This window comes from Emcibacteraceae bacterium, from assembly GCA_041396985.1.
Classification (GTDB): Bacteria; Pseudomonadota; Alphaproteobacteria; order Sphingomonadales; family Emcibacteraceae; genus Pseudemcibacter.
The window spans coordinates 216,342-239,232 of the sequence record JAWKXO010000003.1; the positions used below are offsets into that span (position 1 = coordinate 216,342).

Here is a 22,891-nt window from a genome sequence, read left to right on the forward strand (position 1 = left end):
TTTTTTATAAAATCTGATTGGGAAATAAGTATAGGCAGACTTTTAATTATAGACAATAAGTATATAAAGTCTGGAAATATAAAAAACTAACGCCCCAATGTAATCCGGAATTCGGCATTAAGGCGTTAGTCGCTTCGCATGATTAAGTATTAGGCAACCTGCTTCTTTTTCAGGTCTTCAATAACTGCCAACAGATGGTCGGGAATGCTGTCTACAGCGGGAAGCACATCAGGGCGCTCCCCGCCGAGAAGTTTAGACGGACAGTTGTATTCATACCCTCCAAGGTTTGGTTTATGAATCCTATATCCGATCAAGTCCTGTATTTCTTTTGGAAATCCGGAGGCTATTTCTGGCGGATAAGCCAGGAATTGGTTTTCATTCTGTTTCAGCCAGCCAAGCGAATAGCTGACAATTATACCGGTTCTGCTTTCATTGCAGAAATTTGCTCCGCCGCAATGGCGTGTTGAGCCGAGAAAAACCAGTGCTGATCCTTTTTTCATGACAGCAGGTACAGCATCGTCCTTGTTATATTCAAAAGCCTGTGACTGATCTTTATAAGCGGGCCAAATTCTTGTAGCACCATTTTCAATGGTAAAGTCGTCAACGGCCCAGATAACATTGATCAAATATTCGCTTTCTTTTTTACAAGGCCACATCAGCTCATCCCTGTGAACAGGTTGCTCAGGAGATCCTGGATGAATTCTTACGGCCTGCGTCAGATTAAGCTGGTACCAGTCACAATGAGGTAATAAAAATTCGTCAGCGATACGAAGAACTTCCGGATGCACAACAAGTTCCTGGGTCATAGGGACTTTACTGAGGAGAGACCCAAAACGAGTAGTATTATGACCGTAAAAATCGCCAACGCAGTTAGGGGTCTTATCAAACCAGACATTTAACTGGTCTTTTAAAGTTTCCACTTCCTGTTCATTAAGAATATCTTCAAAAATGATATATCCGTTTGTACGAAGTTCATCAAAAATTTTATCCTGATCAGTTAATTTTTTTAACATTTTCAATCTCCGTTTCAATTTGTTCAAAACTGTAAATTTCACGCCCTTCATAGTGGCTTGCATACTGTTCTATAAATTCGACCAGATCCTGTTGTTGATTATCGCTCAATGTCTGCAAGGCATCTCGGGTTCGAATAAGTAGAGTATCCAGTTTATTCATGAGACCACCTCTTCTAAGCCACATCGTAATAATCGGGGACCAGGATTGATTGGGCAGGACTTAGCCCCATATTTTCGCGAACTTTTTTAAGATCTTCCTGAGTGACATCGATCGCGAATGCACCTACGGCCAGTTTATTTTTATATTGGGGAATTCCCAGTGGATAGATTTGCCAACCCGCTCTCAGGCAATGGGCGAGAAGCGGCATGTTGATGACGAATGTGATTTTATCCCAACCATGCATTACAGCACATTCCATAACACCACAAATCATATATCGCATGGCTTCAAGCCGATCAGTTCTGCTAATAAGCTCAGGGTTATAGCAGTATCTTGAACCTTCAAATATAGTTGGACCGGTCGGCACACCCTCACTGCATAAATCATTGAATATTTCTGACATAAGATGCGGCTTACAGGTGGGATTTAATCTGATTGAGCTCATGATTTTACCGGAGTCATCATCTATGCAAACCAGGTAAATTGTGTCATCAGTGTCAAACTGGTCAATTTCCTCACCGCCTTCGCAGTTCAAATCCCACCTAAGACGATCAATAAATACAGCCGTACGTTGTTTATACATTTGTGATAAAATGTCGGTATATGCGTTTCGATTTGTTTTATTTATCAAGTGAATCATCAGTCCATCTCCTTAAGCAAATATTGCCTTTTTGGAGCTTGTTAAAACAACTACCTGATGGAGTAGGTCTATTCTATTAAAAGTTGAATAAAAATTTATTAAAATTATAAATAGTAGTTATATGGACCATCAAAATATTTAAAGTCCACTTTTAATATATTAAGTATCAAATGAATTGGATTAGCGAGGGAGATGGATAAATCCGGATTGTTCGGGTTTTAGTACTGGTTTGTTAACCTCTACATCCATATAGGAAATATCACCGTAAAATAAAGCGCGTATGACGGCCTGATTACGGGTCGCCACTTTATAGTGATTTAAAATGGCTTTGACATGGAACTTAACTGTGTTTTCGCTAATTCCTAATATTTTGCTGACTGCCCAGTCACTCTTTCCCATGGCAATCATTTGCAGGCATTCAATTTGCCGTGCTGTTGGCTTTTTTCGCTGACTAAAAGACTTGGTTTTCATCTTAATGGCGGTTTCATAAAGATAGATAGCCATTAGCTGTATGGCCATTAATGCATGAGGGTCAACTTCACCGGGTTGAAATACGACAGAACAGGAAGCGGAATATCCATCACCGGAATGAATTGGAATTGTATGGCCTTCACCAAGTTCGAATTCGGACGCTTCATTTAATATTTTTTCCTTATCAATATTCAGAAGGGCTCTCCAGGAAGGATCGGACCAGATGAACGGTGTTATGCGTGATTTGCAGGTATCCATTATTGGATCATTTTTAAAATATTGTTTTTCATGATGATAAAGTCCCCACTCCAGGGGATAGTTTGAGAGAAGGACCGCATCTTCAGGAAGATTGAAAACATCGACATGGGAAAGACAAATAAAGTGTGTACATCCTAATTTACGTATTGTCAGGTCGAAAAGTCTCGCCAGATCAACCAGGTTGTTGGCCTTGGCAGACTGTTCTATAAAATTCTGTACCTGATCAAAATAATTATGGGACACACTTTCCTCAGTTATACTTTAAAAAACGTTAAATCATTGTTCATATAATTTATTAAAAGTAACAAGAATTTTTCAATTTTATATACCATCATAAATTACGAATAACACAATTTTGTAAGATTAAGATTTTTCAATTCAACTGGCAAGTATTGTTTGTATTGTTTTTTACAAGACTACTTTGTGCGTGTGTAGTTAATCTGCCATCTGGTTACCCAATTGTTACCGCCGTCAGATGTTGCCTGCCATGTCCAGATAAAACTGTCATTCATAATATCTGAGAACACCATCCGTAACTGGGATGTTGGTTTGGTTTTATCAGGGGTTGTCTGGAAAATATAATTATCTCCGTCTTTCTTACCATAAAGATCAAGAAAGCCGTTTTGTTCATCGACCCAGATCTGTCTCCATTTACCTTCAGGTTTGACATAACTTGATATGCTCATTCCTTTTAGGTTGGACCCCTTGAAATCTTCTCTGATGACGCAGCCATTATAGTCTTTTGTGATCTGATTGGTACCGGATCCTCCCTCCCAGCTAACATTCCATTTTCCAACCCAAAAATCGAGTGTGGAATATTCCGGCCCGCTACAGGGGGATGTATTTTCCTGTGCTATTATATATTGAAGGGGAATGAAAAAAGTCAGCACTATAAGGAGTAGATATTTTATCATGGCCAAAAATCTCCCGGACAATAATTTATGTATCATTGCTCCCTATTATTCTACGTTAAATTATTCCCAAGGCAAGTTTTTACAAACGGCGGTCAGGTGGTCAACAAATAGTCGCAAGCGCGTTGACAGATAACGGTTCGGCATAAATACAGCATTAATATCCCGTTGTGGAGAAGCCTTATACTGAGAGAGTATCTGAACCAGTTTTCCGCTATTAAGATGGTCTGCGACATAAAAAATAGGCAAAATGGAAATGCCAATCCCCATCACCGTGGCTTCGCAAAGCATCTGTCCATTGTCGCTTTTAAAAGTACCGTTTAAATTTACCTGGCCATCTTTATTATCTGGTGTTTTGTATCGCCATTCATGCAGTCCTGTGTTTCTGTTATAACCAAGGACGTTGTGATTTATTAACTGATCAGGATTTTCTGGCGTACCATGCTTTTTCAGATATTCCGGGCTGGCGCAAACAACTATGGGGCAGGACGCCAACCTTCGAGCAATAAGGCTTGAGTCCTTTAAGCTGCCAATTCTGATGACGACATCGAAACCGTCACTGACAATATCAACAAACCGGTCATCAAAACTTATATCCAGATGAATTTCCGGATATTCTCTTGCGAATGCGGCTATATCCTTTTTTAAATAATGAACGCTAAGGCCGTGGGGCATACTTATTTTCAGACTACCCTTCGGGCAGGCCTTCAGTTCGTGAATTTGTTCTTTTGCTTCCTCAATATCTTCGAGTGCGCGGCTAACACGCTCGAAATACATGGCCCCTTCCTCTGTAACAGAAACATTACGCGTTGTACGGTTTAATAATTTAATCTCCAAATCATTTTCCAAATTCTGGATCTGTTTGGAAACGGCTGAGCTGGTAATACCAAGCTCACGGGCAGCACCTATAAAGCTTTCATTTTTGACAACAGCAACGAATATGCCGACCCGGGAAATATTATCCATCATTATCAACCAAATGGAATTAATTAAATTCTATATTAGTATATTATCAAAAAATATAAATGAAAGTAAAGTGCTCAGGTAAATTAAATAAGATAAAGGAATTGAAAATGATCAAACATTATCCCTATCAGACGCTTGGCCATCACGACTATAATTGGCTTAATGCGCGGTATCATTTCAGCTTTTCAGAATATTATAATCCGGAGCGAATGGGTTTTGGCGCCCTTCGGGTGATTAATGATGACATCATCAAAGCCGGGGCCGGTTTTGACACCCACCCCCATAAGAATATGGAAATTATAACTTATGTCAGAAAAGGAGCCATCACCCACAGGGATTCAAAAGGAAATTCAGGACGCACTGAAGCAGGGGATGTTCAGGTAATGAGTGCGGGAAGCGGGATCTATCATTCCGAATTCAATCTGGAAAGTGAAGATACAAACCTGTTTCAGATCTGGATATACCCAAAAGAAAATTCAATTGAGCCCCAATGGGACAGCAGACGTTTTCCAAAAGAAACCGTGGGCGAGAGTTTAACGCTTATGGTTTCCGGGTTTGAGAAAGATCAGGCTGATGACGTTTTATATATTCATCAGGATGCCAGAATATTTGGTGGAGCGCTGAAAGCCGGACAAACCATAAATCACACTTTATCCAGTCAGGCCTACCTTCTGGTTTCAGATGGAAAAATAGACCTCGAAGGGATGACACTTAACAAGGGGGATGGTGCCGAGATTACTGAACTTGAAAACATAACAATTAAGGCATTGGATGACGCAGAAGTCGTAATTATCGAAGTGCCAACTGATAAAAAACTTTAAATTTAGGAGTAGAAGAGATGACAAAATTATTATTTTTGGCCGGTAGTGCCAGAAAAGGTTCAATCAATAAAAAGCTTGCCGATGCAGCAGCTGAACTGGCAACGCAAAAAGGTGCCGTGGTAACGAAAATTGATCTGAAAGATTTTGAAATGCCGATTTATGATGGCGATCTGGAGGAGAAATATAACCTTCCCGAAAATGCGGTCCGTTTGAAAAAGCTGTTTATCGAGCATGATGGATTTTTTATAGCTTCGCCTGAATATAACAGTTCAATTCCACCTCTGCTTAAAAATGCACTGGACTGGATTTCAAGGCCGCATGAGGCGGATGAAAAGCCACTTTCTGCCTATCAGGGAAAGATTGCTGCAATTGGCTCGACATCACCCGGTGCCCTTGGCGGTCTTCGCGGACTTGTCCCACTCCGCATGATGCTTTCAAACATTGCTGTGCATGTTATTCCAAACCAGGTGGCAATTTCATTCGGGTTCGATGCTTTCGACGAAACAGGAAAACTAAAAAATGAAGGACAGGAGCAGATGCTTTCAGCATCTATGGAACAATTTGTCCAAACTGCGAGTGCCCTTTAACCACAAATTTTCTGCAGCAATAGTATTAGGCGGCACTTTAATAAAATGTGCCGTCTTTTTTTGTTTTGAGCTGGCTGAAATTTCAATTTTTGTATATATGATTATGACAATTTCAGATAAAGAAGTGGCGTATGACAAAATTAAAACTGGTATATGGGCCAAGTCCCAATTTTAAGCAAATTTCAGTTCCTGTAGAAGAAGTTGACGATAACATAAGAGAGCTTTGTGAAGGTTTAAAAGAAATGCTTTATGCCCACGGTGCTGTTGGCATTGCGGCAACGATGGTCGGTGTTCATAAAAGAGTGATGGTTGCTGATTTACAGGAAAATGATGAAAAAAATCCATTTTCAATAATTAACCCTAAAATTACATTCGCAAGCGAAGAATTACAAACTTTTGAAGAAGGGTCTATTTGCTTTCCTGGCGTTTCTGCGGAAATTACCAGACCAAAATCAATTAAAGTTGAGTATCTTGATGAAGATGGTAATTCCAGGAATTTGGAGGCGGAAGGCTTTCTTTCAACCGTTATTCAACATGAGATTGATTATATGGATGGGAAAACGTACCTTGATTATCTGTCGCCAATGAAACGAAGTCTGCTTTTAAAAAGAACCAGAAAATATACCCAAAAAAGTGGTTATTAATATTTTTACCTATTATTCATATTCTTTACAGAATAATGAATTATGCAAATGGTGGCAATTTTGCCACATTTCACTGCAATAAGTTGAAAATAATTATTCAGATGATAGACTGTAATAAATAGCAAAAAGGATTTTCACATGATGAAAAAGATATCAATTTTACTATTCTTGATAGGCCTACCGATTTATGCAAATGCAAAAACGGCAGAGGAAGACAGACAGGAAATTCGTGAAATGCGGTCCGAAGTGTTGGCGCAGCTCTATCAGAATAATTCTGAAGCAAAAGACCTTATAGCCAGTGCAGAAGGCTATGCTGTTTTTAATAATGGCGGTGTAAATCTGATCCTGCTTTCGGCTGGAAGTGGTAAGGGCGTTGCCCATGATAACAAATCAGGAAAAGATGTTTTCATGCGTATGGCAACGGGTGGTGTTGGTATCGGCCTTGGTATAAAAGATTACCGGGCCGTGATTGTATTCCACAAGCGTGCCATGTTTGACCAGTTTGTTGATAAGGGCTGGGATTTTTCCGGTCAGGCTGATGCTGCCGCAAAAATTGATGATACTGGCGGAGAAGCAAACGCAGCTGATTCAGTGGTCAGTGGTGTTACCGTTTATCAGATGACCGAGAAGGGGCTTGCACTGCAAGCCACCTTACAGGGAACAAAATACTGGAAAGTTGATAAGTGGAATAAATAAGTCTCAAAGACTGAATTCTTACGTTGAAGAACGCGCCTCATATTTTGTGGCGCGTTCTTTATTTATAAGCCTGACCCCGAATAAGAGACGCAAAAAATTGGATTTCTTGATCACGAATTCGATGAGTAAAAGACAGACAATAAATGTGCCAAAAGCAATAGCAAGATATTCAAAAATGCCATTCATTCCCCAGTCAATGATATAATACCCGATAATGATCAACACTGTCTGATGCAGGATATAAAATGGATAAACAATGCCATTTCCATATTGCAGAAAATCATTGCTAAAATTTAGATAACGTCTGGCAAAGCCAATCAACATGGCAATCCATGACCATTTGATAATCATTTCAACCAGATCCCATGGAATAATATCAAGGGGAGTATCCCAGTTATATTTGATCATGATCAGGCCATAGGAAAGAAAGGCCAAAATCATTGATTTATAACGATTATCCTCGAATGCCTGCCATATTGATGGCATCCGGACAAACAGAACCCCCATGACCAGAATATAGGCAAAAATAAAGTGGCCAAAATTATCCTTTATAATGTTGTGGGTAACTTCATTATTGCCATTATAAAAATAGACCGGAATATAAATCAGATATGGGGCCCATAAAATTCGTGTGCCTTTATTGAGCCAGTTTTCAAATTTTGCCAGGTGGGTGATCCCCCTGTTGCTGTTGATATAGGCGATAACAGGAATAAGCAGTATAGTATAGAGAAACAGATAGGCCACATACCACATGTGATTATACGTCGGCCAGGGGCTCAGCATACCGTCCAGCCAGGTAAAATGAAAATATTTTTCGCTCCAGAACTGCCAGTATCCTGGTTCGATAAACCCTTTTTGCAGGGCTTCAAAATAGGGTTGCGGGGCGACAACAACGGCGCAGGCAAAAAACAGGGGAACGAACAATTTGACCAGCCGTTGTTTTAAGAAACCGGTCAGGGTCATTTTGATGGTCATGACACTGATGGCTACCCCTGATACCAGAAACAGAAGATCAAGCCGCCAGTTTGAAGTCAGCATCATTATCGATTTTAAAAGCCGGCTGTCATGACCGCTTTCAATATGAAAAGGCCATTCAACAAACATCATGCCGGTATGGTAAAAAACCAGATAGGCAAAGGCAAGCACCCTAAGCCAGTCCAGAAAATATTGTCGTTTGTTGAATTGCTTTAAATCGATAGTTACAGTCATCTGTTTTCTCCTAAAAATAAATCATTGAAATCATGATGTGATTATTGGAGACTGATAGCCAATCATTTGGGATAATGAGACGGGATTTGTGATACTCGGGGCGCGGGTTGTGACAAACGGCATCAAAATGTGATAAGAGGAGCGGGCGAATAGATGATCCAGACCATCAAAAAACACTGGAAATTATTTGCGGTTGCTTTCAGTTTTTATCTTGTCGATGCGGCGATGCGTTCAACATCACTTATTATGGAATTTCAGGATAGGGGCGAAGCCCTGGATATCTGGAAACCATTTGTGTGGGAATATTCAAGTACAATTGTGGCCTTTATCCTGCTTCCTTTTATTTTAATGTTTGACGAACGCTATCCCATTTCCAGCGGCAGCTGGCGGGAGCGGCTGTTGATGCATATCCCGTTAAGTATGGTGTTTTCCTTTTTGCATATTCTCGGCATGGTCACGGTCAGGAAGCTGGTTTATTTTATGGCCGGGGAAAATTACGAATTTACCGATATTAATTACACTATTCTATATGAATATCGTAAAGACCTGATGTCCTATATCTCTATTCTGATCGTCATTTACGGCTATCGGGAAATATTAAGATTAAGACATGGCGAGGCGCAGATTGAAAATTCTTCCGAAGAAAGGATCATGGTCAGTAAGGCGGGGATGTTTCAGTTCATTGATCCCAAATCCGTTGACTGGGTTGAAGCTGCGGGAAACTATGTTGAGCTTCATGTCGGAAAAGAAAATTACATGCTCAGAGCCACAATGAAAGAAATTGAAGACCGGCTTGGTGAGCGGGACTTTGCCCGCGTTCACCGGTCATCAATTGTCCGACGCGATTTTATTGACCGCATCCAGCCCTTATCCAATGGCGATAAGAATATATTTCTTAAAGATGGCACCGAGCTTCGGATGTCGCGAAGATATAATGAGAATTTAAAGCATGCCGGGTGATTTATTGGCCCATTAAATTTCTTTGTTTATAGCCTTCAGGTGCTATAAACTCGCTCTCATCTATATCCTGATTGCTGATGGAAGACAGCATTGACTCGTGCGTTGCCTGACCATTTGAAAATTGACGGCTTAAAACGGGAAAGCCTTCCATTTCATTCATATAGTTAAACGGATTATCATCCATTCGGACTGGTGACATTTTGCTTAATTCCTCCATGAATCCTTTCATGAATTCTGCCATATTTTTAAAGGAAGTCTGAATATCCTCACCCACATCAAGATCAGACCAGGATGTGATGCAATATTCCCCCTGCTTCTGATCGCCCCGGTAAGCTTCATAATAGTCACAGGCATAGCCGTTGATGGTGTCATTCTTTCCTGTCTTTTTAATTTCAGTTTTTACCTGTGGCATCTGCATTTGCTGTTGTCCGCCCATAGAAGACATTCTTTGCTTCATCATTTTTTCAACCATAGCCCGCTGTTCGGGTGGAACATTTGCCAGTGCTTTTTCCATTGCGGCGTCCATTTGGCTTTTAACAGAACCGGCGGTTGATTTATCAAAAATCATGTAGGATTTGTCCTGATGGGAAATGACAGTCATATTTTGCGCGGCACCGTCGAAAATCATTTCGTTGCCTTCCATGCCTTTCATTTTCATATTGCCGTCTGAAAATAACACCTGCATGGTTTCTTCCTGAGCGTTTTTCTTGCGCAGGTCTTTGTTTATAATTTCAATGATTTCCCCGGCATAAAGAGGGGTGGAAATAAGTGAAATGAAAAGTGCGGAAAATAAAATTTTAGAATTTGTCTTGAAATTAGTCATGTGTGATGCCCGGTTTAGTTAATTGCCCATAATAAAAAATTAACCATAACATACAAGTATTTGAAAGTCAGCGGTTTTTAGTAATTCATATTTCTAAATTCATTGACTTTTTGTCCCTCACCCTTATCGTGAATAAAAATATGTGGGAGAAATTTAATGATAACTATGACAAAATTAATGCGTGTTTCTTTACTGGCCGGTGTTGCTGCCCTCTCAATGGGCTCGATCGCAAAGGCCCAGGATGTTCCTTATGAGGAAGTGCCCGGGGTGTGGGCCAAGCTGCCGGATGGACGCAAATGGGGATCAACAAGCACGGTTTATTATGCCGGGAACGGTAATATCTGGGCGGCGGAACGCTGTGGTGGCAATGGTAACTGCATGGATACGCCGGATATAGACCCGGTGATGCTGATCAGCCAGGACGGGAAAATACTGAAAACCTTTGGTAAAGGCATGATGGTCTGGCCCCATGGCATTCATGTGGATAAGGAAGGAAATGTCTGGATCGCCGACGGCCGTGGTGATGAGAAGCGTGGCGTTGGCCATCAGGTTCATAAATTTAGCCCGGATGGGAAACTTCTGATGTCGCTTGGTCAAGCTGGGAAAGCAGGCAAGGGCGAATATATATTTGATCAGCCGTGTGATGTGCTGGTGGCGCCGAATGGCGATATTTTTGTTGCAGATGGTCATTCGCCCAAAGGCAATAACCGGGTCGTGAAATATAACAGCAAGGGTGAGTATCTGATGGAATTTGGCGGTGATGGGGCCGAGTTCGGTGAAATGTATGAACCACACAGTCTGGCGATGGATAGCCAGGGGCGGCTTTTTGTTGCTGACCGCTATAATGATCGGGTGCAGATATTTACCCAGGACGGTGAATTTATCAACAGTTGGCGTCAGTTTGGCCGGCCTAGTGGCGTTTATATTGATAAAAATGATATCCTTTATGTCGCCGACAGTGAAAGCAATTCCGGTGGTACCCGGAATCCTGGCTGGGACCGGGGCATCCGTATAGGCAGCGCAAAGACCGGCTGGGTCACCGCCTTTATTCCCGACCCTGATAAGGGCGTTGCCTTCAGCCGTGCCGAAGGGGTCACAGCTGATGAGGACGGTAATATTTACGGCGCTGAAGTGGAGGAAATGAACCTGCGCAAATATGTGCCGCGCGGCACTTTGCCACGCCGCCGTGAATAAAAAGCGTTATAATGAGGTTATGGAATGGAAGATGGGATTCTCATCGGGGGCAATGAAACCGGGCAGGTGTTTCTTAACCCCCGCTATGCCAACAGACATGGATTAATTGCCGGGGCAACGGGGACGGGCAAAACAGTCACCCTGCAATGTCTGGCGGAAGGCTTTTCAGATCTTGGCATTCCGGTCTTTATGGCTGATGTTAAAGGGGATATTTCAGGGATCAGCCAGGCTGGAAAGCCCCACCCCAAAATTGACGAACGCGTAAAATCTATCGGCATCGACGGCTATACCCAATTTGGCTACCCGGTTTCCTTCTGGGATGTTTTTGCGAAAAAAGGTACAGCAGTCCGGTCAACAATTTCTGAAATGGGGCCTCAGCTGCTCTCGCGGCTGATGGAATTAAACGAAGCACAGGAAAGCATCATTTCCCTGGTCTTTGAATATGCTGATCAGGAAGGCCTCCTGCTTGTTGATCTGGCGGATTTGAGAACCACACTTGAATATTTAGGCGAAAATACCGGTAGTCTGGGTCTTAATTACAGTGTGTCGAAAGCCTCGGTAAATGCCATATTGCGCCGGCTTCTTATGCTTGAGCGTGAAGGAGGCGATCAGTTTTTTGGCGAGCCGGCATTGTCGCTCGAGGATTTTATGGCGACTGACCGAGATGGCCGGGGCCGGATCAATATACTGGCCGCCGATAAACTGATTAACAGCCCGCGAGTCTATTCCACATTTTTATTATGGCTGCTTTCCGAATTATTTGAAAATCTGCCGGAGATTGGCGACCCGGATCAACCGGTTCTGGTCTTTTTCTTTGATGAGGCACATTTGCTTTTTAACAGTGCGCCAAAATCCCTTATCGAAAAAATTGAACAGGTTGTCCGGCTGATCAGATCGAAAGGTGTCGGTGTTTATTTTATCAGCCAGAGCCCGTCGGATATTCCCGATACGGTTTTAGGGCAGCTTGGTAATAGAATTCAGCATGCGCTTCGCGCCTATACACCGCGGGAACAGAAGGCCGTTAAGGTCGCCGCTCAGTCATTTCGGGAAAATCCGAAACTTGATACGGTCAGTGTCATCAGCGAACTTGGCGTAGGCGAGGCGCTGGTTTCCGTTTTGCAGGATAAGGCCATTCCTAGCCCGGTTGAAAGGGTGCTGATCAGGCCACCCCATTCACGGATCGGTAAAGCCACGGATGAAGAGCGAAAAGCCATTCTTGATAACGATATCAATATGCGTCGTTACGCCGAGCCGTTTGATCCGCGCTCTGCCCATGAAATTCTTCATGAAAGAATGGCGGAAAAAATAAACCGGCAGAACAGGGAAGAAGAAAGTCAAAGGACAAATTACACCAGCGTGCCACGAACAGGGTCAAGAGCAAAGGCGGGGTTAAGAACGCGCACCAGTAACAGACAGACGGCCGGGGAGGCTTTTGTAAAAAGCATGGCGCGCAGTGTCGGCCGCAGTCTCGGCAACAAATTGCTTCGCGGTATATTAGGGTCGATACTTAAATAAAGAAAAAGACTTGAGCAAAAAGTCAAGTCTTTGATCTGAATGGCGCGCTTGGGAAGATTCGAACTCCCGACCCCTTGATTCGTAGTCAAGTACTCTATCCAGCTGAGCTACAAGCGCTGATCATTCAATTTGCGTGAGGCAACCTACTCATATCGAAAGCGTAATGCAAGCCTCATTTGACAAATATAGCTGTTTTTTTTGAAATTTAAAGTCGAAGCATGCTTGTCGCGACGTTTATCATCCACTAAACTTGAATTTAATCGACAATAAACAGGGCGGGGCGGAAATTGATTAAGTCTAAAAAATCCTTATTTAATAAGATGTTAAACGGATTGCTCAGTGCTGCTTTGCTGAGTGTTCTAGTCGGGTGTTCATCAGGCGGGCAGTCAGAATGGCCGAAAATGGAGGCTGACAGTCTCTGGGCCGAGCTGGAAAATAAAAGAACAGCCGATCCAGAAGCAACAACCCAGATCAGTGATGAAAGCAGTGGATCGAGTCTTGCCACACCGCCATTTGCAGAAAAATCCGTTTCGCTACTAGATATTCAGGTTAGCCTTCAGGAAATAGAACGGGATCTGCCGTTCCATGCCGGGAATATTGCAAAAGCAATGGATCAGTATGAAGCGTCGCCGGATGAAGATAAAGCCATGCGCTGGCGCGGGGTTGAGCTTGAAATTTCGCGTCTTAACGAGCTTTCGGCAAAACTACGTACCATATCCCGTCAGATTGGCGGCAATGATCAGGCGGGTAAGGAAAGACAGCTTACCAATCAGCTTTTAAACAGAATTGAAGAAATTATTCCCGCCACGCCAGACAGCATTGATCTGGCACTGATGCAGCAGGCGGAAGGGGCAGGCAAATCATCTTATGATAATCAGATGGTGGTGGCGGCTAATCCCTATGCGGCAAAAGCGGGGCTTGAGATTTTAAAAAAAGGCGGTAGTGCGGTTGATGCGGCTATTGCGGTGGAAACAGTTTTAAGCCTGGTGGAGCCACAGTCATCAGGAATTGGCGGTGGGGCCTTCCTACTCCATTTTGATCCGGGCAAGCCATCGAATGAACAGCTTAATTTTTATGATGGACGTGAAGCAGCCCCCATGGCGGCGACGCCGGATTTGTTCAAATCAGTGACGGATGTGCCGGGATATGTGAAACTTGATGCCATCTATGGCGGGCTTTCGGTTGGGGTGCCGGGGGCTTTGGCCGCACTCAAAATGGCCCATGACCGTCATGGCGTGCTGCCGTGGGCGGAAGTGTTTGAGCCGGCCATACGCCTTGCCGAAGAAGGCTTTATCGTTTCCCCGCGGCTTGAGCATTATATTACTATTGATGAAAAGCTGATGCTGGTGCCGGAATCGCGGGCCTATTTTTATGACGAAGCCGGTCAGCCGCTTAAAGCAGGATATCTTCTTAAAAATCCAAAACAGGCGGCGGTTCTAAGGCGCATTGCCAATGAGGGAATATCAGCATTTTATACGGGCGAGATTGCTGAAAAAATTGTTTCTGCCATTAAAAATGCACCCAATAATCCGGGAAAACTGGAAATCAGCGACCTGGCCAATTATAAGGCAAAAGAGCGTGATGTGCTTTGTGGTCGTTACCGTGTTTATAAAGTCTGTTCTATTTCGCCACCGTCCTCAGGCGGCACCACAATGATCGCGGCGCTCGGGATGCTGGAAAAATTTAATATCCAGCAAATGAAGCCGCATTCGCCGGAAGCTTATAATCTTATTCTTGAGGCGGAGAGCCTCGCCTATGCGGACCGTAACCAGTATACCGGGGATACGGATTTTATTGATGTTCCTTATCATGGAATGATTGATCCCAAATATCTTGCTGAGCGGGCAAGGCTGATCAAGCCAGGTACATCAATGGGAAAAGCGCCATATGGCCAGCCCCCATCTGACATGGCGCTGGATTACGGGGAAGGGTATGTGCTTGATATTCCCTCGACAACCCATTTCAGTATTACCGATAAATGGGGCCATGTGGTTTCTATGACGGCAACGGTTGAAAGCATGTTTGGCAGCCGTCTGATGGTGGAAGGCTTTATGCTGAATAATGAGCTGACGGATTTTTCAATTATCCCGATCGGTGAAGATGGCAAGCTGGTGGCAAACCGGGTGCAGGGCGGGAAAAGACCGATGAGTTCGCAAACGCCCAGCATAATCTTTGATCAACAGAATCGTCCCGTGCTTATTATTGGCTCACCTGGCGGCGCTAGCATTATTGATTATGTCACCCAGACGGTGATTAATGTGCTTGACTGGAATATGGATGTTCAATCAGCAATAAGCGCCCCGCATGTTTTAAGCCGTAACGGACCGGCCCTGGTTGAGGAAGGCACAAGCGCAGAAAGCCTGATTGATCCGCTAAAAGCGCTTGGTCATGATGTACAGGCAGTGACCCTTATGAGCGGTCTTCACGGAATAAGGCTGAAATACCCTGAAAATGGAGGACGTACACTGGAAGGAGGGGCAGACCCGAGACGGGAAGGGTTTGTGGCCCAATGACGGAGATTAAGGCGGCAGATATTGAAAGTGAGCTTTCAAAATTAAAAATGCTTGAAGGAAGAGATGAAAATACGCCAGTGGAAGTATCGGCAGCTGCTTTTGCCAAACTTGCCTCATTTGATACGGGCGGTGTTTTTACCGGCAGTTTTAGCGGCGACAGCCCGTGGGAACGTCACAATGCAGGCGATGAACTTGTCCATATTTTAAAGGGTGAAGCAGATCTTTCTATCCTGACCAGGGATGGGCCGGAAGTGCTGAATATGAAAGCGGGTATGCTGACGGTGGTGCCAAAGGGATTATGGCATCGGTTCCATGCGCCAAATGGTGTAACCGTTTTAACGGCAACGCCCCAGCCTACTGATCATTCCACTGCAGAACTGCCGAAAAATTGATTTAATTCTGAAGGGGAAGTGTAATTCTGAAGGTGCTTCCATTTGGGTCACTTTTTAAAAGATCAAGTGTCCCGCCGTGTGCTTCGATCATTTCTCTTGAAATTGCCAGCCCGAGACCAGTACCGCCGCTACTACCACTTTTAAAGGGCTGGAACAGATTTTCTTTTATTTTTTCAGGAATACCAAGGGCGTCATCAGATATATCTATAATAATTTTGTCATTCTCAATAAAACTTTCTATCGTTATTTTACCGCTTTCGCCTATTGCCTGGACGGCGTTTCTGCAGATGTTCATAAAAACCCTGAATATCTGATCGTTGTCTGCTTTTAATTTTTGATCTTTTTTTATTTTGTTATGCAGAGTTATATTTTCATTATCCAGAAGACCCAATGACGTTGAAACATCATCCACAAGATTATAGAGATTAAAAGTTCTGATGTTGAGATGCTCTACCTCGCGTCCACCATATTGCAGAGTGTTTTCACAAAGGCGGATAGCCCTGTCAATGGCTTTTACAAAGCGTGGAGCCAGTTGTTGGACCACAGGATTGTCAATTGTACTAAGATGATCTGAAACAAGTTGCGCACTCGAAAGCATATTTCTAAGGTCATGATTGATATTACTGATGGCACCGCCGAGCTTTGCCAGATGATTTTTCTGATTTAAAGCTTTTCTTATTTCATCCTGCATTTTTGTCAGCTCGCGCATGACGATACCAATTTCGTCAGCCCGGTCTTCCGCGTCAAGACGTTTGGTGAGATCCTCAGGAGCACGTCTGAAAGCGATCATATTTTCGGTGATTTCTGTAACAGGTCTAACCAGAAGATTGAGCAGATTATAATAAAGCAGCATAGCAACCAGCAATGAAATTATGATGGTCAGAATTGCTATGTTAAATGAATAGTCATACATTGCCTTACTGAGGAGTTCTTCATTAAAGACTATACTAATCTCATCATAATCTTCACCATTGGCATCCCCGGTTGCCTCAATCAAATATCCTTTGCGATTCAAATTCGCGAGCGTAACGAAGGCATCTTTTACAGACTGGTACCAGGAAATTTTCCTCATATCAAAGTGAGCAGATATTTTAAATGGCTCGACAACTGTAAGTGCCTGTTGATTTTCCTCATCCATTTTTCTAACAATTGCGTAATTTTCTGTTGATGTAAGAAGTTCATCTGCAAGCATCCTGCTCACCATGTAATCCGGTGCTGCCTCTATAACCAATATGGCAATGTTGGCTTCTGCCAGTTTCTGTTTGATCCAGTTCACTCTGAAATTGGCAATTGACGGCACATAAATTACGATCTCGGCAATGAGTACAAAAGAGATTGTAAAAAGCAGCAGTCTGAGCGAGAGACTTTTTTTAACAGATAGTTTTTTTAGTTTCTCAAACATATTTTTAACCCAGAAAGGATAGGATCCTGACTATCATCTTTGTTTTATCACTAAAAAGGGAAGCTGTATAAAAACTAGAAGCTGCCCTTTTATTTATTTCGCCCAGTGTCGGATATGGGTAGATCATATTGGCTATCGCACTGATTTTTATACCTTGTTCTATTGCCAATATCCAGATCGCCAGGAGTTCATCAGCCGCTGTTCCAACAATGCTCGCTCCTAGAATTTTACCATTTTTGCTGGTTATGACTTTGACCAGTCCATTTGTCGTTCCCGTTGCTTTTGCCCGGTCATTGTCGTTATATGACCATCTTAATATTTTTATATTTTCACCAAATTTTTCACGTGCCTCAGCTTCACGAAGGCCGACACCGGCAAGTGTCGGTGATGTATAGGTCGTATGGGGAAGAGCCTTATAATCGGTCTTTGCCCAGAACATGCCGAATATAATCCGTCTGATAATTATCCCGGCGTCATACCCTGCCTTATGTGTGAAGCCGGGCCCTCCTGTCACATCGCCGATGGCATATACGGCTTTATTGCTCGTTCTTAAATTTGCGCCGACGATAATTCCCTGTCTGTTATATTCAATACCGGCCTTTTCAAGATCTAGCCTGTCGATATTCGCTCTTCTTCCTGTGGCGATCAGTAAATGTGTGCCATTAATAATTTCGTTTTCAAGGGTGACTGAGATTTGCCCCTGACCGCCATTAATTTTTTTAATGGTGACTTTTTCCCTGAAATCTATTCCTTCATCACTCAGACTTTTAAGCAGTATCTTAACGAGCTCCGGATCGTCATTTTCCATAAAATCAAGAGCGATAACAGTTACCTTTGAACCAAGCCGTTTATGTGCTTGTGCCATTTCAAGTCCAACAGGTCCGCCCCCGATGATAATCAGATGTTCAGGGGCCTCTTTTAAATCAAAAATAGTCTCATTCGTCAGATAGTCCGTTTTATCCAGTCCTGATATAGGTGGAATGCTTGGTGATGACCCGGTGGCGATAACAAAGCGTTTTGCCTTAATTATATTATCACCGGCTTTAATCGTTTTATGATCAATAAAGCTTCCGTATTCGGGGATAACTGTAACACCCAGACCTTCAAACCGTTCTATCGAATCGTGTGGCGCAATGCCGGCAATGACATTATGGACATAATCATGCGTTTTGGAAAAATTGATATCAGGGTCTGTTGCTTTTATGCCAAAGGCCCCGACATTTCTGAATGATTGAGCTGCCTGTGCGGCCGCAAGCAGGGATTTTGAAGGAACGCATCCGTAATTCAGGCAGTCACCACCCATTTTACCACCTTCGATCAGGACAGTGTTTTTTCCAAGTTGCGCAGCACCGGCAGCAACGCTTAATCCACCGCTTCCACCGCCTATGATGCAAATATCCGCTTTTATAATTTTGGTCATGCGGGGCGTGATCCCTTAATTTTTTTAATAATAATTGGCATCAGGGACAATAGCCCTAAAGCAACAAGCGGCACGATGACTTCAGGTGATCGTAAAATGGAAAGATCGGGTGTTTTACCCTGCTCAAGAATATATCCAATCCCGCTTCCAATACTGGCATAGACAAATGTCCCGGGAATAATGCCAACGAGCGTGGTGATAAAATATAACCGGAGACTAACCCCCATAAAGGCAGGCACAATGTTGACGACAAAAAAAGGAAAGGCAGGAACCAATCTTAAGAATAAAAGATAGCTGACGGCATTTTCATTAAATCCGTCCCTCATTTTTGAAAGCCACGGTCCGGCGCGCTTTTTAAGACTATCCTGAAGCGCATATTTTGCTGCCAGAAAAATAAGTGTGGCGCCGATCGTTGCCGAGACAACAATGAGTGATCCGGCAACAAATGTTCCCAGAAGAGCACCATAGAGCAGGGATAAAACGGATGCCCCGGGAATAGAAAAGGCGACTGAAAGAATATAAATAAGTGAAAAGGAAAGCAGGCTTAAGACATACTGATCATCGATAAAGTTTTTCAATGTGGCATAATTTTCACCGATGGCTTTAAATGAAAAGAATTTATCAACATCAAAATATATAGCCAGACCAAGACCAATAGCCAGAACAGCAACAGGGATGTATCGTTTTAAATTCATTTGGTTACTTTCAGTTTTCGCATTCACCTGATTACTGTAGCGGAAATAACCCTATTGAACTATAATAAACTGTTGAAATAACTTCTATTCACAGATATGTGATCGTGAATAATTGACTGTTTTTATTTTATGGTATTTATCGCTATAGAGGCATTGACTTATAGTATCATACCTATTATACACCCGGTTTCATAAACGCATTCGGCCACAGGCACGAATAAAAATTAATTTAATCGCCTCTTAGGCAGTTGGAGAAGTCCAGTGAAACGTACATATCAACCAAGTGCTCTGGTTCGTAAACGCCGTCATGGCTTCCGTTCGCGCTCTGCGACAGTTGGTGGAAGACGAGTTCTTGCTGCCCGCCGTGCGAAAGGACGTAAACGCTTGTCAGCATAATTACACTGATTAGTCGTTAGACACGATTTCGAAAGCCGGTCCTTCATTTGAGTGACCGGTTTTTTTGTGGATTTTATATGATGTCACAAGCTATTGATAATAAAAGAAAAAAAATTGAAACTCTTAAGAAGAGAAGTGATTTTCTTCGGGTGGCAGAAACGCGAAAAAAGTGGATCTCACCAGCAATAATCCTGCAGGTGGCAAAGCAGAAAGACAATGTTTCTGACAAAATCAGAGTGGGGTATACAGCAAGCAAAAAGGTCGGTAATGCGGTATTGCGTAACCGCGCCAAAAGAAGAATGCGTGAAGCCGCGCAACTGGTTATGTCTGAAAATGGTGTCAAAAATCACGACTATGTGCTTATAGCAAGAAAGGAAATTACAGAGCGTCCCTATATTGAATTGATTCGTGACTTGAAATGGTCGTTGAAGAGACTACATGTTGAACCAGACGATAAAAGGACCAATGACCGGTGATTTTTTCCTCCCTGATAAAATATTTAAGTAAGATTTTGTCTTATTTCTTGAAAGCAATGATTACTGTCTATAAGTATGTCATTTCACCATTGCTGGGGCCGAAGTGTCGTTATTTGCCGACATGTTCATCCTATGCGATGGAGGCAATAGAAATTCATGGTCCCCTTAAAGGTGGCTGGCTTGGACTAAAAAGAATATTAAGATGTCACCCCTGGGGCGGCAGTGGTTATGATCCGGTACTGCCTAAAAATAAGGATGGATCAGAAAATTGTAATTGTAGTGCCGACTTCTTAGGCAAAAATTAGAGATAGTATAATGGAAGAAAACCGTAATTTCATATTGGCGATTGTGTTGACCATCATCATCCTGTTTGGTTGGGAGTATTTTTTTGGCAACAAATCGAAAGTGGATGAGCAAACTGCAACAGAACAGGTCGCGGCGGCAGGATCATCCGAAATTGCGGGAATCCCGGATATCAATTCCGCCAATGATGTTGGCGGGAGCATTCCCGGCATGGCAGCGCCTATAGTTAAAGACATCGACGTCAGTCGGAATGATGTGGTCGCTGGTCGTGACAATGTTAGAATTGATAGTGGCAGACTTCAGGGAACCATTAGTCTTAAAGGTCTTCGTTTCGATGATCTTTCCTTAAAAGACTATAGAGAAACTGTGGAAAAGGATTCCCCGATCGTCACACTTCTTAGTCCCTATAATACCGCCAAAGCCTATTTTGCAGATTTTGGCTGGGTTGGGGACGGGAAAAAACCGGATGCCGATTCCGTCTGGACAGCCAATAAATCGACCCTGACATCGGATGATACGGTGACATTTACCTGGGACAATGGCGAAGGTCTTTTATTTACACGTGAAATCTCCCTTGATCAGAATTATATGTTCACGATAGACCAGCGTGTCCAGAATAATACGGATTCTGCGGTTACTATGGCAACATACGGCAGGATTTATCGAGAAGGCGGTGGTGACAGTAATGCCCGCTTCATTCTTCATGAAGGCCCACTTAGGGTTGGAGATGAAGGTAAAGAGGAAATCACCTATAAAGACCTTGAGAAAGAAACTTTTGAGCCGGAAAAAGTGACTGAAGGTGGTTGGGACGGCATTACGGATAAGGAATGGCTTGTTGCGCTTATCCCTGATCAGAAAGAGAGCTTCACAACAAATATTTCCCGCACCACACAAAATAACGGTGAACAGTTTCACGTAAATTTTGTTAATAATGCTGTTTCGATCGCACCTGGAGCATCGGCAGGAAAAGTAGCCCGTCTTTTTGCAGGGGCCAAAGAAGTTGCGCTGCTTGAACATTATACAGATGTTGAAGGCGTTAAGATGCTTGATTATGCCATTGACTGGGGATGGTTTCATTTTATTACCAAGCCGATTTATCTGACCTTGCATTTCTTCTACGGTATAGTCGGTAATTTCGGTATTGCCATATTGCTTCTTACTCTTGTGATTAAGGGGCTTCTATTTCCAATGGCCAATAAACAATATGAAAGCATGGGACGCATGAAAAAACTGCAGCCAAAGATGCAGAAGCTGAAAGAGAAATTCGGTGATGATCGCGCCCGTATGCAGCAGGAAACCATGGAGCTTTATAAAAAGGAAAAGGTAAACCCGTTGGCAAGCTGTCTTCCCATTTTTATTCAAATACCTGTTTTCTTCTCATTATATAAAGTGCTTTATGTGACAATAGATATGCGTCATGCACCATTTTTTGGCTGGATCCGTGATCTGAGCGCACCTGACCCGATGCTGGTTACCAATCTTTTTGGACTTATTCCCTGGCATCCGACAGGGTTTCTGGCAATTGGTGTACTTCCGGTTCTGATGGGAATAACGATGTATCTGCAGCAAAAATTAAACCCGCCAATGGCTGACCCCGTTCAGCAGAAAATATTTACGTTTATGCCAATTATGTTCACATTTATTTTGGCTGGTTTCTCTGTTGGTCTGGTGATTTACTGGACCTGGAACAATATCCTGACTATATGCCAGCAATGGGTGATTATGCGCAGGGTTGAGGCAAAAGAAAGCTGAGCCATTGACAGAACACGAAAAAACGGCTGAAGAGCAGGCAGCGTATCTGGAAAGAGGGCGCCTGCTTTTTTGTAGTGACTGCCAGTTTTTGCTTGGGGCCGCATCTCTTTCGCAGCTTCCTGAACCAGACGCGGTAGAAATTGCTTTTGCGGGCCGGTCCAATGTGGGCAAGTCAAGCCTACTAAATGCACTGACGGGCCGAAACGGGCTTGCCCGAACTTCAAACACACCGGGCCGAACACAGCAGCTCAATTTTTTCTTCCTCGGCGACCGGGAAAAAGACGGACTTTATGTGGTTGACCTTCCTGGATACGGCTATGCCAAAGTGTCGAAAAAACTGGTTAATGACTGGGTCAAGTTAATGCGTGAATATCTTCGCGGAAGGCCAAATCTTAGAAGAGTTTTTGTCCTTGTTGACGGGCGTCACGGATTAAAGGACAGTGATCGTGAACTAATGTCCATGCTTGATGAAACGGCTGTTTCCTATCAGATTGTATTGACCAAATCCGATAAGGTGAAGATGTCTGAAATGGAAAAGACACTCACAAAAACGCAGAAAGAAATTTCAAAGAATGTTGCTGCCCATCCAAAAGTATTGATTACCAGCGCTGTTAAGGGATATGGTCTGGACGAATTGCGGGCAATTATTGCTGAAATGTTATAGGGCTTAAAAT

General features: G+C 43.1%; 25 protein-coding genes and 1 tRNA gene. 14 read left to right on the forward strand and 12 right to left on the reverse strand.

Annotated elements, in window-relative coordinates; translation table 11 throughout:
- Nucleotides 1-149 precede the first annotated feature (149 nt).
- The 6 genes from R3D86_09165 to R3D86_09190 all read right to left on the reverse strand — a co-directional run bounded on the left by R3D86_09165 (nt 150) and on the right by R3D86_09190 (nt 4,422).
- The gene (locus R3D86_09165) at nt 150-1,013 is read right to left on the reverse strand and encodes a phytanoyl-CoA dioxygenase family protein (GenBank protein ID MEZ5758377.1); all 864 of its coding nucleotides are present in this window, start codon (nt 1,011-1,013) and stop codon (nt 150-152) included.
- Complete coding sequence (locus tag R3D86_09170) at nt 994-1,173, reverse strand: hypothetical protein (GenBank protein MEZ5758378.1); 180 nt, start codon at nt 1,171-1,173, stop codon at nt 994-996. Before R3D86_09170 ends, R3D86_09165 begins: the two co-directional genes overlap by 20 nt.
- Nucleotides 1,174-1,186: 13 nt before the next feature.
- The gene (locus R3D86_09175; GenBank protein MEZ5758379.1) at nt 1,187-1,813 is read right to left on the reverse strand and encodes an acyl-homoserine-lactone synthase; all 627 of its coding nucleotides are present in this window, start codon (nt 1,811-1,813) and stop codon (nt 1,187-1,189) included.
- A gap of 180 nt (nt 1,814-1,993) precedes the next feature.
- On the reverse strand, nt 1,994-2,785 hold the full coding sequence (locus R3D86_09180; GenBank protein MEZ5758380.1) for a LuxR family transcriptional regulator: 792 nt from the start codon (nt 2,783-2,785) through the stop codon (nt 1,994-1,996).
- A gap of 173 nt (nt 2,786-2,958) precedes the next feature.
- Nucleotides 2,959-3,456 (reverse strand): hypothetical protein, encoded by a 498-nt coding sequence (locus R3D86_09185; protein MEZ5758381.1) that lies wholly within the window; start codon nt 3,454-3,456, stop codon nt 2,959-2,961.
- Nucleotides 3,457-3,516: 60 nt separating this feature from the next.
- Complete coding sequence (locus R3D86_09190; protein ID MEZ5758382.1) at nt 3,517-4,422, reverse strand: LysR family transcriptional regulator; 906 nt, start codon at nt 4,420-4,422, stop codon at nt 3,517-3,519.
- Nucleotides 4,423-4,526: 104 nt separating this feature from the next.
- Here R3D86_09190 and R3D86_09195 point away from each other — a divergent pair, with 104 nt between their 5' ends.
- The 4 genes from R3D86_09195 to R3D86_09210 all read left to right on the forward strand — a co-directional run bounded on the left by R3D86_09195 (nt 4,527) and on the right by R3D86_09210 (nt 7,167).
- Nucleotides 4,527-5,240: a pirin family protein gene (locus R3D86_09195; protein ID MEZ5758383.1), complete on the forward strand. Its 714-nt coding sequence runs from the start codon at nt 4,527-4,529 to the stop codon at nt 5,238-5,240.
- Between the two features lie 17 nt (nt 5,241-5,257).
- Nucleotides 5,258-5,827, forward strand: a complete 570-nt coding sequence (locus R3D86_09200; protein MEZ5758384.1) for an NAD(P)H-dependent oxidoreductase — start codon at nt 5,258-5,260, stop codon at nt 5,825-5,827.
- 131 nt (nt 5,828-5,958) lie between these two features.
- Complete coding sequence (gene def / locus R3D86_09205) at nt 5,959-6,471, forward strand: peptide deformylase (protein ID MEZ5758385.1); 513 nt, start codon at nt 5,959-5,961, stop codon at nt 6,469-6,471.
- 138 nt (nt 6,472-6,609) lie between these two features.
- Nucleotides 6,610-7,167 carry a YSC84-related protein gene (locus R3D86_09210; GenBank protein ID MEZ5758386.1) on the forward strand — a complete coding sequence of 186 codons (558 nt, stop codon included), beginning with the start codon at nt 6,610-6,612 and terminating at the stop codon, nt 7,165-7,167.
- An 18-nt stretch (nt 7,168-7,185) separates the two neighbouring features.
- Here R3D86_09210 and R3D86_09215 read toward each other — a convergent pair whose 3' ends face one another.
- The gene (locus R3D86_09215; GenBank protein ID MEZ5758387.1) at nt 7,186-8,376 is read right to left on the reverse strand and encodes an acyltransferase; all 1,191 of its coding nucleotides are present in this window, start codon (nt 8,374-8,376) and stop codon (nt 7,186-7,188) included.
- 153 nt (nt 8,377-8,529) lie between these two features.
- Between R3D86_09215 and R3D86_09220 the strand changes: the two genes are divergently transcribed.
- Nucleotides 8,530-9,336, forward strand: a complete 807-nt coding sequence (locus R3D86_09220) for a LytTR family DNA-binding domain-containing protein (protein ID MEZ5758388.1) — start codon at nt 8,530-8,532, stop codon at nt 9,334-9,336.
- Between the two features lies 1 nt (nt 9,337).
- Here R3D86_09220 and R3D86_09225 read toward each other — a convergent pair whose 3' ends face one another.
- Nucleotides 9,338-10,159, reverse strand: a complete 822-nt coding sequence (locus R3D86_09225) for a DUF4412 domain-containing protein (GenBank protein ID MEZ5758389.1) — start codon at nt 10,157-10,159, stop codon at nt 9,338-9,340.
- Nucleotides 10,160-10,315: 156 nt separating this feature from the next.
- Between R3D86_09225 and R3D86_09230 the strand changes: the two genes are divergently transcribed.
- Together R3D86_09230 and R3D86_09235 are read left to right on the forward strand one after the other, a co-directional pair.
- Nucleotides 10,316-11,353, forward strand: coding sequence for a peptidyl-alpha-hydroxyglycine alpha-amidating lyase family protein (locus R3D86_09230; protein ID MEZ5758390.1), 1,038 nt, complete (start codon nt 10,316-10,318; stop codon nt 11,351-11,353).
- A gap of 24 nt (nt 11,354-11,377) precedes the next feature.
- Complete coding sequence (locus R3D86_09235) at nt 11,378-12,868, forward strand: helicase HerA-like domain-containing protein (GenBank protein MEZ5758391.1); 1,491 nt, start codon at nt 11,378-11,380, stop codon at nt 12,866-12,868.
- Between the two features lie 40 nt (nt 12,869-12,908).
- Here R3D86_09235 and R3D86_09240 read toward each other — a convergent pair.
- A tRNA-Arg gene (locus R3D86_09240) sits at nt 12,909-12,985 on the reverse strand.
- 170 nt (nt 12,986-13,155) lie between these two features.
- Between R3D86_09240 and ggt the strand changes: the two genes are divergently transcribed.
- Complete coding sequence (gene ggt, locus R3D86_09245; protein MEZ5758392.1) at nt 13,156-15,381, forward strand: gamma-glutamyltransferase; 2,226 nt, start codon at nt 13,156-13,158, stop codon at nt 15,379-15,381.
- Nucleotides 15,378-15,773, forward strand: coding sequence for a cupin domain-containing protein (locus R3D86_09250; protein MEZ5758393.1), 396 nt, complete (start codon nt 15,378-15,380; stop codon nt 15,771-15,773). Before ggt ends, R3D86_09250 begins: the two co-directional genes overlap by 4 nt.
- Before the next feature lies 1 nt (nt 15,774).
- On the opposite strand, the gene R3D86_09255 is transcribed toward R3D86_09250, so the two are convergent.
- Genes R3D86_09255 through R3D86_09265 form a run of 3 tightly spaced genes read right to left on the reverse strand, consistent with a single transcriptional unit; the run spans nt 15,775 to nt 19,290 of the window.
- Nucleotides 15,775-17,175: a HAMP domain-containing sensor histidine kinase gene (locus R3D86_09255; protein MEZ5758394.1), complete on the reverse strand. Its 1,401-nt coding sequence runs from the start codon at nt 17,173-17,175 to the stop codon at nt 15,775-15,777.
- A gap of 4 nt (nt 17,176-17,179) precedes the next feature.
- The gene (locus R3D86_09260) at nt 17,180-18,595 is read right to left on the reverse strand and encodes an FAD-dependent oxidoreductase (protein ID MEZ5758395.1); all 1,416 of its coding nucleotides are present in this window, start codon (nt 18,593-18,595) and stop codon (nt 17,180-17,182) included.
- Nucleotides 18,592-19,290 (reverse strand): VTT domain-containing protein, encoded by a 699-nt coding sequence (locus R3D86_09265; protein MEZ5758396.1) that lies wholly within the window; start codon nt 19,288-19,290, stop codon nt 18,592-18,594. Before R3D86_09265 ends, R3D86_09260 begins: the two co-directional genes overlap by 4 nt.
- Nucleotides 19,291-19,551: 261 nt before the next feature.
- On the opposite strand from R3D86_09265, the gene rpmH reads away from it, so the two are divergent.
- The 5 genes from rpmH (at nt 19,552) to yihA (ending at nt 22,881) form a co-directional block, all read left to right on the forward strand.
- A complete protein-coding gene (rpmH, locus tag R3D86_09270; GenBank protein ID MEZ5758397.1) occupies nt 19,552-19,686 on the forward strand; it encodes a 50S ribosomal protein L34 in 135 nt (44 codons plus the stop codon).
- A 77-nt stretch (nt 19,687-19,763) separates the two neighbouring features.
- Nucleotides 19,764-20,162, forward strand: a complete 399-nt coding sequence (gene rnpA / locus R3D86_09275) for a ribonuclease P protein component (GenBank protein MEZ5758398.1) — start codon at nt 19,764-19,766, stop codon at nt 20,160-20,162.
- A gap of 32 nt (nt 20,163-20,194) precedes the next feature.
- Nucleotides 20,195-20,467, forward strand: coding sequence for a membrane protein insertion efficiency factor YidD (gene yidD, locus R3D86_09280; GenBank protein ID MEZ5758399.1), 273 nt, complete (start codon nt 20,195-20,197; stop codon nt 20,465-20,467).
- A 10-nt stretch (nt 20,468-20,477) separates the two neighbouring features.
- Nucleotides 20,478-22,217 carry a membrane protein insertase YidC gene (yidC, locus tag R3D86_09285; GenBank protein ID MEZ5758400.1) on the forward strand — a complete coding sequence of 580 codons (1,740 nt, stop codon included), beginning with the start codon at nt 20,478-20,480 and terminating at the stop codon, nt 22,215-22,217.
- Between the two features lie 4 nt (nt 22,218-22,221).
- Nucleotides 22,222-22,881, forward strand: coding sequence for a ribosome biogenesis GTP-binding protein YihA/YsxC (yihA, locus tag R3D86_09290; protein ID MEZ5758401.1), 660 nt, complete (start codon nt 22,222-22,224; stop codon nt 22,879-22,881).
- Nucleotides 22,882-22,891 lie beyond the last annotated feature (10 nt).